Consider the following 8,936-nt stretch of genomic DNA (forward strand, 5'->3'; position numbering starts at 1 on the left):
ATTGTTCACTAGATTGAACCATACTGGGCACTTTGATGCCGTGACAGGGAGTATCCTTCCTCGTCAATCGAATCATCGTCAGACTCCGTAGGTTGGGGAAGCGTTCATATCATTTCCCTAGCACTCACCCAATTCGTGGTTATCAGGAGGAGCATTCCCTCACGGTTTTGCTCCCGTTTGGCACAGTGCCAAACTTCGTTACATTGTCAGGCTCGCTTCTTTATTCAGAGCCTTAGGGTCGTCTGGTGATACAAACGGTTCACTCTTTTCGCGGTGAACAGCGCTTCATGCGACTTCACGTCGCACGGACAATTCCGTGTCAGTGACTTTTCTAAATTAGTATTTAATGAATAACTACAGGTATAACAAAGTAATTGTTGAGCGCTAATGGGAAGAATTGGTTTATGTTGAGAAAGCAACTGAATTCATATAAAATAGCATAACTAATTGATTCCTATATTTATCAGAGGCAAAGATGAAAAAAACTTTAATTGCAATCAGCTGTACAGCGATCATCGGTGGTGGTGCCTTGGTTGCCAATAACATGTTGATTAAGAATGCAGCAGAAACTGTGACCAGTGAAGTTGAAAGCTCACTAACTGGACTAAAAAACCAATTCATTGATGCCCAACTGATCGATACGGAAATCAACAATAACAATATCAAGCAGAATTTCGCTATCTACATAAACAATGGTTCAAAAAGACTTCCTGAACCAATCTACCTAAGCCACACAGCAACGGTTGCGCCATTCGGACTTAGCGTTGAAGGTAATTTTAGTCTCCCGAAGGATAAAGGACTTACCTCAACGTTAATCAGAGAGGTAGCAAGCTTAAATGAAAGCATAAAATACACATTCGATACCAGCAATCAGTCTTTAGATCTACAAAGCAACTTCTCACTTGGAGAAATCAATACAGGCCGCTCAAGCAACTTCAAACTTGGCGATGTTGAGATTCTGTTTAAAGGCAATAAAGAAGCCTTCACTACATCCACAAAAATTGACGGAATTAGAATCTCTGAAAGAAGAGAACAGGCCTATATAAACGGCATTGAGATTAAGTCAAATATCACTAATGACACCCATAATACTGAAATAATTGCAAATGATGGAGGTATCAACGCTCGATCTGGTGGATTTAGCTTCAAAGACGCGAAGTTTCATTCAGCAATTACAATTGAAGACAATACGAGCCTGAAGCTTGATTGGAAAGTTGACTCACTAGATCTTCAATCTCCAAACATCACCCAACTATCGAACAAACTTGGCTTAAGTGGTGAGATTAAAGGAGTTAATACTCAAGAGCTTAATAGCTTCATCGGTTTGATTGAAAGAAATCCTACAGAGGAAACAATTGAGGCTGCTTTTAAATCCATAATAGGTAATGGGATCAAATTCGAGAATATCAACATCTTCGTTAATGACTCAAGTATCGATGGAGAAATTGAAATAATGCCTAAAAATTATAAAGGCTTAACTAACCGAGAATCAGGAGAGGCATTTGAGAAGTCCCTTAAAGTTGACTTCAATGTCACTATCACACCAAAGCTAGTTAAATTACTTGAAATCAACCAAAACGCATTGGACAGACTGTTGAACGAAGAAGAGTCAGGTAACTACACCACAACGATCAAGCACTCACTTGGGAAGACATTCATCAATGGCATCGAAAGGGGCGGGATCGAACTTTAACCACTGAAAATAAAGGATTTTATTTTACAGTGAACTTTTTAGATAATCACGATCTGATCATGAAGTAAAATAACATGAGAAATTCGCACATGATTATCATTGAGCAACTTAAAAAAGTGAAAGATACCCGTTCGCACATCAATCAAGTTTATCCTGTTATGGAAGTTGCTTTTTTGGTCATAACAGCCATGATTTGTGGTCAAAATAAGTGGACAGAGATTAAGGATTTCGGTGAAGGAAATATCGAGTGGTTACGTGAGTATTTCCCCTACGAAAATGGTCTTCCCACTCGACATAATATAGCTGCGATCATGAGAGCTGTTGTGCCAGAGACGCTCTTGGAAGCGATGGTGGGCTGGGTCAATTTGCACAGAGAGAAGCATGCTCAGCCTATAATCAGTGTTGATGGGAAGGTTCTAAAAGGGGCGAAAGCAAGCAAACAACATCACCCTCTCTATATGGTTTCGGCATTTGATGTAGACGAAGGTTTGACTCTCACACACCAACCTTGTGACGGCAAAGGTATGGAGCTAATAGCAATAAGAAACATGCTAGACGCTTTGGATATCAAAGGATGTTTATTAACGGCTGATGCCCTACATTGTCAGGTTGAAACACTGAATAAAGTGGTTGATAAATGCGGAGATATCCTAGTACAAGTTAAACTGAATCAACCAAGTTTGTTAGCCGAAGTTGATGCGCAATTCCAAGACTATTGGGCTTTGCCTGAAGATAAACAGCAATCATACATCACGGAAGACAAAGGACATGGTAGAAAAGAGGTTCGTGAGGTGTAACTATTCACCCGCGAGCTATTGACGTCAGTTTAAGCTAAAAACGCTGGCGTCTGATAATCCACTTTGAGCATATGATGTTCGACGATTTCACGCAGCCAGTTATACGCAGAGATCTTCTGAAGTTTCGCTGTCTCTATGAGTGAGAACATCCGTTCTCGGAACAGGTCTCCCCGATATGAACGAGTCACATAACAGCACTTTCTCATCAATATGTAGTTACGGAGAACTCGCTCCGCAGCATTGTTCGTTAACGGGCATTCAGAGTCATCCATAAAGCGCGAGACCATCGCATCATCTGCGATGAGATTACGGCACCGACCTCGATATCGTTTTGAACATTGATAACTGCCCAGTTTGAGCCAATTAAGCCAGCTCTTTCTTAATCGCCTGAGTCGGCGATAATATTGGTTTTCGGTAATTTTGCTCTCAATATATCGATGGTGGCACCTGAATACGCTATGAGCGATTAAAGCGAGTTTTTCTCCTATTTTTTGATTTTCAGGACAAACACTCTCCTCGATAGCAATGACGTTTCTCAAGATGTGTGCCCAGCATAACTGTCGTTTGGAGTCATCTATATATTTATAGGCTGAGTATTGGTCAGTCACTAACAGGTGTGAGACAGCCTCACCAAGCAGGCGTTTGGCAGCATGCTGGTTTCTACCGCTATTAATCTGGAAAAAGGCTACGTCATTACTCAGTGCAGCCCACATCCAGCGCTTTTCATTATTACGTTGATGTGAGGTTTCATCAGCCATAATCAGTTCAGACGCTTTAACTGTTTCGTGGATTTGCTTATGAGTATCAGCTAAGTATTCCGTTACTCGCCCTTGCGCTGCTGATATCGCACCGGTAGAGAAGTTCAACTGAAAGACATCTTTCAACATCGATTGTATTTTGCCTATGCTTTGATGGTGTTGCGTCGCTTGGATCCCGATAAAGCTATGCAGATTTGGCCCCATCTGAACATTAGGCACATGCTCTGGAAGTTCTGCTTGATGCTTGTCGCCACACCACGAGCATTCACCTTGGAAAACTTGATGCTCAACCAATGTGTACGAAATATCAGGCAAATCGAAGATTTGATGTCGCTTATAGGGCTTTCTATTTGGAATGACACAACCACCGCAGTGGCATGTTTTATTTGGTAAATATTGCTCAACCGAGGCATTGTCTTCAACAGGATGAAGAAGTCGGCGGTGGCCTTTATGACCTGGTTGAGCTCCTTGCTTTTTTCCAGATTTCTTCCGATTAGGTGAAGTATTCTTGGCTTTATTATGCAAAGGCTGTTGTGATGACGGTACAGAAGAATTTCGACTATTTTGATTTAGTCTATCTTCAAGCTCAGCCAGCTTATTCCATAAAAAATGAATGATATCTTTCGCCTCTTCAGGCGAATCGAAATCTGGCGGTGGAGGTAGTGTTTTCTTATTCATACCCCCCAGATTGCCACGACAAAAAGATCACTCAAGTTGAATATGGGATCAAGTTAACACCGTCACATAAATTTAGTGTCAAGGTCTCGCGGCTGAATAGTTACCGTGAGGTTTACGTGCTTCCTGCCGCCTTCAGCGAAGAAATCAGACAGAAGTGGTGTCTCGTAAAAAGCATTGTTGCAGTGGTAAGAGATAGGAGTGTCAAAGGGAAAGGAAGTTATGAAACTTCGTACTATATTTGCACAGACCATTTATCTTTAGAGTTAGCCTCAAAGGCAACAAGAAAGCACTGGCACATTGAGAATCAGCAGCACTGGGCGTTGGACGTTATTTTCAAAGAAGACGAGCAGCGAATTTACGCTGGGGATTCAGCGTTGAATATGGCTTGTTGTCGTCGCTTTGTGCAGAACCTATTTAGAAAATCAGAGGGTAAATTGTCTGTACCAAGGAAGATGAACACAGCCGCGTGGAATAAAGATTACAGGGAAAAAGTTCTTTTTACATCAGATTAACAAAGTATATTCGCGCCCTTCCCTAACTTTGACCATAAAGCCTTAAGCTAGCATGCAGAGTTTGTATAATTTTGTTTCGTAACGGGATCGGAGAAATAACCTCCACAATATTGGCATTCTTCATCAGCCACCACTCAAAGGTTAGGCTATCGCGAACCTCAGCTTCAACGGTCGTGTATTTTTCATCTTGGTCGATTATTTTTTGGTTGGGTGATAGCCGAGTTTCTTCAATAAGGTGTAAACCATGTAGGTTATCTATCTTCAATATGACACTTTGCATGTCTCCTCCAGAGAAGTGACGGGCGTTTTTTTCTACATATTCTTTGACGTTAAACTTAGCCAAAATGTTATTACTACTAAAACCAACCTTTAATGTGTGTATTCGATGAAGGGCGTAGGTGCGAATGTTATTTGGTTGGTTTTGCGCCATGCCTATCAGGTAAAAGCTGTTACCGTGAAGAAAGAGTCCAAGTGGCGTTAATGTATAAGCTTTTGGTTCTGTTGCACCACGTTTTTGATAACTGAACTCGATATCTTTTTTATTGAGAAGTGCTTGTTCAATCTGCTTAAAAAACTCGTTACCTACGTCTGGTGCCTCTAGTGGTAACTCTTGTTGGAAATAGCAAAATCGCTCGCTCCATAGCTTTGTTTGCTTGGTGTCTTCTTGCTTCAATGAAGAAAATATAGCATCGACATCAGAGCGCAAGGTCGGCGGTAGCATCGACTTAATCTCTTTCTCAATGACCTGTAATGATACAACGGAGGACATCCCATCAGGCTTAATGGGATGACGATGTCCTTGAGCTATTTGGTAGCGATATGGGCGGCAATCATCTTCAGTTTCAATGCTGGTGTTATCTTCAACTACCTTATTAATACAGCGTTGAACCGTTCGAAGTTGACTTTTTTCATCGGAATTAATCGCTAACAACCCATAGGAAATCAACGTATCTCGTAGCTCTAAGCTAGATATAGAATCTGGATAACAAGGTATGGATTCTAGTATTTTTTGATATCTCAGTATCTGCTTACTCATATTATCCTCTGATGAAAAATAAACCTCACAAGCGACAGTAATTGTCGCCTATCTAATTAATATAGCGTTCGAAGATAGTAATTAGGAGCGCAAAAATGCAAGCACAAACACACTTTGAGAATGAAAATAAAGACAACTTCGCTTTTCTGAAAGATGGTTTGGGGGAGCTATATAAACAAGCCGTTTTAGCTGAGCGTTACTATTTTACGGACCCTCAGTCGAGTATGGCGAAGATCCGACTGTTTGTTGAACTCGCTTGCCACGAGTTAGGGAAGCACTTCAAATTACGCCCGCCAGTGCATGGTGACCTATCTAACAAGATCAAGATGTTACAAGCTTCTAATTGTATTGAAGAGTGGGTTATTGGAGAGATGAATGCCTTGCGTCACGATGGCAACCGATCTGTTCACATGACTGAAGTGAATGGTGCTTATATCGCTGAAATGAAAGTCTCTCGCACTCGTATGAAGCAACACATGAGCAGCGTTTTTGAGATTGCTAAATATGTTGGTCAAACCATTCTTGGGAATTCACAAAAGAACTATGACGCTTGGCAGGAACCAACACCGTGTAAGTTGTCGTCGTTCGTAACTGATGCGCTGAATGGCTCTAAAGAAGCGAGCTACTACCTAGCCAGTAAATTTTACAGCGAGCTGCTGGAGATGAGTGAACAAGCGGGCAAGTCTCGCTGGTGGCACAAAGAACAGTATCTAGATAAGCAGGCTGATCTTAGTTACTGGTTAGAGAAAGCCCATCGACAAGACCATTCTCAAAGTTGGTTACTATTTGCTAAGTGCTATGCAAATAAATTGCTGCAAGAAGAGGCGACACGCAATGCTAAGACTTGCTTTAAGCTGGCGTTAAAGGTTGATGAAGAGGGAGAGGTTGCCTTTGAATTTGGATCTTATCTATTAAAGCATGAGGAAACCAAACTTGGTGAAGAATACATTCGCCAAGCCGCGGAGCAGGGATACCATCAGGCGCTTTCATTCGAATTGGACGTAGCATTTCGCTCAGGTGGTGATAAAGAGAGTTGGGTTGAACGTGGCATCGAATATCGCCTACCAGAAGCATTCACAGCAGATGCGTTCTTAAAACTGGAAGCGTATGAATTCGAGCCAACTGAAGAGTCATTAAAGGCACTCCGTTCAGCTTTGGTTGCAGCTCAATCACGCCGTGCGCCAGGCATTGCACTGCTCAAGTCATACGTGGATTTGACAGTATATGCAGAGCAACAGCGCGACAAAGCCGCTCAAAATCAATCTATTCAAATAATGGTTGATAGCTACGAATCTGTTCCCGATTACCTTGACGTAGAGCTTCGTTTGTTCAATCAAATTACACAAAATGATAAACACTACGACTTAATGATTGAGATTTATCACCAAGCAATTCTACAGGCTAATGATGAGTTAGAAGAAGCCAATGTAAAATACACAGTGGTTAAACATGCATTAATCAAAGCTGGTGAGAAGTTTAAGATGCGTGACGGTGTAAAGACGCCAAAGCCTATTCCGACTCTATTACAAGAAGCAGCAGATGCAGGACACAGTGAAGCGCGAGCATACGTCAACAGCGCTGAGGGTAAAGCAGTTCTGAAGAGTATCGGTTTTACAAACCAAGGTAAGATGCAGAAAAATGCGGCTGAGAAAGTGAAGAATAAACGCAAACGTAAGCTAGCAAAAAAAGCAAAGCGTAAGTAGGAGATAGAGATGTTTATTGTTTATTTGCTTCTAGGTGGTTTGTTTAGTTGGCTGGCAATCAAATCATTTTGTGCAGCTTTCAGTGGCAACGATGAAGATGAACATGCATTTGTTGTGGATGACGAAGCTTCTGAGTTTGACGATAACGTTGAAGAAGAGTGGGAATATGACTCTGAACTTGAAAATGATGACGATTTTCGAGATGAATCAGAAGATGAATATTTATCTGATTGGTGTCCTAAGGACCTGACAGAGGAGGTTGAATAGATGGCAGTACTAACCATCCTAACCACTGAGCTTGGTTTTGAGTATGACCTTGAATTAGAACCATGGAATCAGAAACTTCAGGGATATAAAACAACAGGCCAATGGCGTTTCCCTCTGGATGGCGGTTTAGGGCTAGGCTTCAATTATTTACGTCAATATGACGACAATGGTTGGGCGGACTCCATTCCTCAGGATTTACTAAAAGCGACAGAAGATTACCCAGAGTTCCAATATCAAATGCTCTGGCTTGCGGCGAATAGCCAAGCAGCAAAACAGCTATTAGAAACAAGGCCAATTTTACTCGCTTTAGTGTGCGATAGGCATAACGTTGATAACGATCAGGCGTTAGCTATGTGCCATTTAGGGCAAAAGCAAATCCTGTCTGAGCTAGGGCTTGATGGAACAAAAGCGGCCCTGAAATTTATCGATAAACTGGTTCTGGACTTTACTAAAGGTGATGAAGTAGAACAGGTTAAGCGCATGCTTAGCCCTCTAGAGCAGCGTTATCTTAAGCTGCGCCATTACCCTACGGTTGACTATACAGCTCTTCGCCTTGACCAAATTTTTCCATTCTTGAGTGGTAGCCGACTTGGAGGCTCTCTTATCAAGCAAGGCTCAATAGCTCAGAGAGTACGTTTATCGGAATTTCAAGATGCAATTCAGCTAGGTGTAGCACTAGGTATTGATAGCCCAATAGACGTAATAAGTAACCAACGTAATTTGGATAGATTTAGAGAGCTGCATGACCGATGGGCCATCCGTAATAACCGTCGGATGTCTCACGTAGAACGTGGAGGGGACATCGACTGGGATGCTCCTTACGAAGTACCTCTGAACGGTAGTGATTTGATAAAGCCGATCATCAATTATCGTCAGCTACATAGAGAGGGAACAGAACAAATACATTGTATTGCTGTATATCACCACCGAATTAAAGGAGGGAGGTATTTCGCGTTTCAAATGCATCAACCACAGCGGCTAACCATCGGTATCAGGCGAAAACCTCAAGGAAGCTTCCCATTCGAAATCGATCAAATTTGCGCAAAGAGAAATAGGCCGCCGAGCGCAGAAAGTAAAGCCTTGATTCATCGTTGGTTTGAGCAATGTAAGCAAAACGAAAAGACTGGATCTACCGAATTACCATGTTTAAGTAGCAATCAATAGGAGTAATAAAATGAGAAAGTTTAAAGGGCGTATTCAACTTCCAAATGGCGTAAGTCAGGACGTGATTATTGAAGCAGATAACCAATACAAAGCCACGCAGTTGGCAAAGGCTATGGAAGATGCGAATAAGTCCCAGATGTGAGATCATAGCTACATCATAGACTGAACCTTAAGCATTAAGTTTTGCATAAATCCCGTATAACGTAATGTTTTTCTTGGATTTCCTTTGAGCGGATTTTTGTGCATTCTTGAATATATAGCTACAGGCCCATTCAAGTTTGTTGCCTATTTCTGACCATGCTCTGTGGCTGATACATTCAAATATTGG

At 41.8% G+C, this 8,936-nt stretch carries 7 protein-coding genes and 3 pseudogenes; 7 read left to right on the forward strand and 3 right to left on the reverse strand.

The window, feature by feature from the left end:
* Nucleotides 1-475: 475 nt before the first annotated feature.
* Nucleotides 476-1,693, forward strand: a complete 1,218-nt coding sequence (locus H5300_RS23845) for a hypothetical protein (RefSeq protein WP_182797074.1) — start codon at nt 476-478, stop codon at nt 1,691-1,693.
* 89 nt (nt 1,694-1,782) lie between these two features.
* Nucleotides 1,783-2,487 (forward strand): annotated as a pseudogene (locus H5300_RS23850) (ISAs1 family transposase); the annotation flags it as partial.
* 32 nt (nt 2,488-2,519) lie between these two features.
* Here the strand turns inward: H5300_RS23850 and tnpC are convergent.
* On the reverse strand, nt 2,520-3,926 hold the full coding sequence (tnpC, locus tag H5300_RS23855; RefSeq protein ID WP_182797075.1) for an IS66 family transposase: 1,407 nt from the start codon (nt 3,924-3,926) through the stop codon (nt 2,520-2,522).
* Between the two features lie 104 nt (nt 3,927-4,030).
* Between tnpC and H5300_RS23860 the strand changes: the two are divergent.
* Nucleotides 4,031-4,438, forward strand: a pseudogene (locus tag H5300_RS23860) (ISAs1 family transposase); the annotation flags it as partial.
* 22 nt (nt 4,439-4,460) lie between these two features.
* Here the strand turns inward: H5300_RS23860 and H5300_RS23865 are convergent.
* Complete coding sequence (locus H5300_RS23865; protein ID WP_182797076.1) at nt 4,461-5,474, reverse strand: YafY family protein; 1,014 nt, start codon at nt 5,472-5,474, stop codon at nt 4,461-4,463.
* 95 nt (nt 5,475-5,569) lie between these two features.
* On the opposite strand from H5300_RS23865, the gene H5300_RS23870 reads away from it, so the two are divergent.
* From H5300_RS23870 to H5300_RS28145, 4 genes are read left to right on the forward strand one after another with little or no spacing between them, the layout of a single operon-like run.
* Nucleotides 5,570-7,177 (forward strand): DUF4145 domain-containing protein, encoded by a 1,608-nt coding sequence (locus tag H5300_RS23870; protein ID WP_182797077.1) that lies wholly within the window; start codon nt 5,570-5,572, stop codon nt 7,175-7,177.
* Between the two features lie 9 nt (nt 7,178-7,186).
* Nucleotides 7,187-7,444: a hypothetical protein gene (locus H5300_RS23875; protein WP_182797078.1), complete on the forward strand. Its 258-nt coding sequence runs from the start codon at nt 7,187-7,189 to the stop codon at nt 7,442-7,444.
* Nucleotides 7,445-8,608 (forward strand): PcfJ domain-containing protein, encoded by a 1,164-nt coding sequence (locus tag H5300_RS23880; protein ID WP_182797079.1) that lies wholly within the window; start codon nt 7,445-7,447, stop codon nt 8,606-8,608. It begins immediately after the preceding gene.
* Between the two features lie 10 nt (nt 8,609-8,618).
* Nucleotides 8,619-8,750 (forward strand): hypothetical protein, encoded by a 132-nt coding sequence (locus tag H5300_RS28145; RefSeq protein WP_259397926.1) that lies wholly within the window; start codon nt 8,619-8,621, stop codon nt 8,748-8,750.
* 27 nt (nt 8,751-8,777) lie between these two features.
* Here the strand turns inward: H5300_RS28145 and H5300_RS23885 are convergent.
* Nucleotides 8,778-8,936 (reverse strand): annotated as a pseudogene (locus tag H5300_RS23885) (IS4 family transposase); the annotation flags it as partial.

It is taken from the genome of Vibrio sp. SG41-7 (genome assembly GCF_014164465.1).
GTDB lineage: Bacteria > Pseudomonadota > Gammaproteobacteria > Enterobacterales > Vibrionaceae > Vibrio > Vibrio splendidus.

What these genes read in the sequence shown, in the direction of transcription:
- tnpC (WP_182797075.1), bottom strand. Translation starts at nt 3,926, where the DNA reads ATGAATAAGAAAACACTACCTCCACCGCCAGATTTCGATTCGCCTGAA.
- H5300_RS23870 (WP_182797077.1), top strand. Translation starts at nt 5,570, where the DNA reads ATGCAAGCACAAACACACTTTGAGAATGAAAATAAAGACAACTTCGCT.
- H5300_RS23875 (WP_182797078.1), top strand. Translation starts at nt 7,187, where the DNA reads ATGTTTATTGTTTATTTGCTTCTAGGTGGTTTGTTTAGTTGGCTGGCA.
- H5300_RS23880 (WP_182797079.1), top strand. Translation starts at nt 7,445, where the DNA reads ATGGCAGTACTAACCATCCTAACCACTGAGCTTGGTTTTGAGTATGAC.
- H5300_RS23845 (WP_182797074.1), top strand. Translation starts at nt 476, where the DNA reads ATGAAAAAAACTTTAATTGCAATCAGCTGTACAGCGATCATCGGTGGT.
- H5300_RS28145 (WP_259397926.1), top strand. Translation starts at nt 8,619, where the DNA reads ATGAGAAAGTTTAAAGGGCGTATTCAACTTCCAAATGGCGTAAGTCAG.
- H5300_RS23865 (WP_182797076.1), bottom strand. Translation starts at nt 5,474, where the DNA reads ATGAGTAAGCAGATACTGAGATATCAAAAAATACTAGAATCCATACCT.